This is a genomic window from Kaistella sp. (assembly GCF_049588135.1).
Taxonomy (GTDB): Bacteria; Bacteroidota; Bacteroidia; order Flavobacteriales; family Weeksellaceae; genus Kaistella.
In genome coordinates this window covers 1-1,521 of record NZ_JBAVFG010000199.1, presented here as the reverse complement: position 1 = coordinate 1,521, position 1,521 = coordinate 1, and the positions used below count along the sequence as shown (strand labels likewise).

Sequence of the window (1,521 nt, the reverse complement as noted above, 5' to 3'; positions counted from 1 at the left end):
ACTTTACAGAAAAACAACTTTTAAAAAATCAAAGAGTTTTAGACTTTTCGACAGAAGAACAAACAACACCCGAGTTAACAGTCAAATTTTTAAAATGTATTAAAACCGAGAGCCACTTACAAAAATTTAAGAACCTACCTTTTTTTACTGGTAGATTACCCTTGATAGTTGACAAAAGACTTTCTAAACATAATGACGAAATGTGGGAAACAATACACCAAGAATGTAAAGACAAAACTATTTTTAACAAACTTTAATTTTAATAAAACATTATGAAAACACTTATTTTAATCCCCCTATTCGCTACATCTTTACTATTTGCTCAAAATTTTAAAACCTCTGAAATTCCTAATAGAATAAAGAATTCCGTTTTATATAAAAATTCAAATCTAAATTCAAAAAACATTAAACAAATGACAAAACAATACATATGTTTAAAAAAGAATTATAACATAAAACTTAATGAACAATCGGGACTTTTAACAGAAAATGAATTCAAAAAAAAATTCAGAGACGAAATAAAACCTGAAACACCAATCGGAATACTTGCAGAACAAAAAGACTTCATGTATTCCCTACAAATGCAAGGTTATGATTATAGAATTAGAGTTCAAAAAGCCTATTGCAAATGCATTAAAAAAAAAGAAATAGATTGGTAATAAAAAAAAGCTTAAACCGTATTTTAATACGGTTTTTTTATTTGCATTTCAGAATTTAATTTACTCCAGTTTAAACCTAATATATACATTTTAGCCCCATACGCCCTTCTACTCCAGCCTAAACCATTAATAGTATAATTAGCATATATTTTTAAATAACTTATCCAAGTTCCACTTATCAAATCACCCAACATATTCAAATCATTCGACATATTAGCTTTTTTTAACATATTAACATAAATATTCACAAAACCAGCCTTTTTATGAAATGAACCACTTGCATAAGAACACTGCATAAGCATATCATAAAATTTTTGATTTAAAATAATTCCGTACTTCCTAATAATATTATCTATTTCATTTTTAACCGAACCACTACGATTATAATACATTTTCAGTTGAAAAACAGCATCAACCTTTGTTATAGTTTCCCCATACTTTACCACCCTACTACTAGAACCATCACTATTATAAATCCTAGTACTACCATAACCGATAGTATATAATTTCTCTTTAGGTAAAAGGTACGCCTTAGGGCTAAAATCCTCATACTCACCTATAAAATTAAAACCATCGTTACCAATCAAAAAACTATTCTTCATAACACTACTATTTTCATTGTCCCATTGCTTTAAAAAGTTTTCAAACCAAGAACCTATACCCAACCCCAAAAACATAAATGGAAACATATTTTTATTTATTTAATTTTATCCTGTTTTCTTCTACACTCGTAGAACAACACTGGATAACTTTTATTAGAAAAAAAAACCGCTTAACCATAATGGCAAACAGCTTTCTACTATTAACACTTTCTTAAAATTTACTACTTTTTTGCCTTAGTATTCTTTTCTACTGGTTTGTT

At 27.6% G+C, this 1,521-nt stretch carries 3 protein-coding genes; 2 read left to right on the top strand and 1 reads right to left on the bottom strand.

Features of this window, described 5'->3' with window-relative positions; genetic code table 11:
• Together WBY99_RS10960 and WBY99_RS10955 are read left to right on the top strand one after the other, a co-directional pair.
• Positions 1-257, top strand: a 257-nt coding sequence (locus tag WBY99_RS10960) for a hypothetical protein (protein WP_423976374.1), incomplete at its 5' end; no start/stop codon positions are given.
• A 156-nt stretch (positions 258-413) separates the two neighbouring features.
• Positions 414-659, top strand: coding sequence for a hypothetical protein (locus tag WBY99_RS10955; protein ID WP_423976373.1), 246 nt, complete (start codon positions 414-416; stop codon positions 657-659).
• Positions 660-682: 23 nt separating this feature from the next.
• Here WBY99_RS10955 and WBY99_RS10950 read toward each other — a convergent pair whose 3' ends face one another.
• On the bottom strand, positions 683-1,348 hold the full coding sequence (locus tag WBY99_RS10950) for a glycoside hydrolase family protein (RefSeq protein WP_423976372.1): 666 nt from the start codon (positions 1,346-1,348) through the stop codon (positions 683-685).
• Positions 1,349-1,521: the final 173 nt, after the last annotated feature.

Excerpts from the sequence above, each read along its gene's own strand:
- WBY99_RS10955 (WP_423976373.1), top strand. The coding sequence starts at position 414 with ATGACAAAACAATACATATGTTTAAAAAAGAATTATAACATAAAACTT.
- WBY99_RS10950 (WP_423976372.1), bottom strand. The coding sequence starts at position 1,348 with ATGTTTCCATTTATGTTTTTGGGGTTGGGTATAGGTTCTTGGTTTGAA.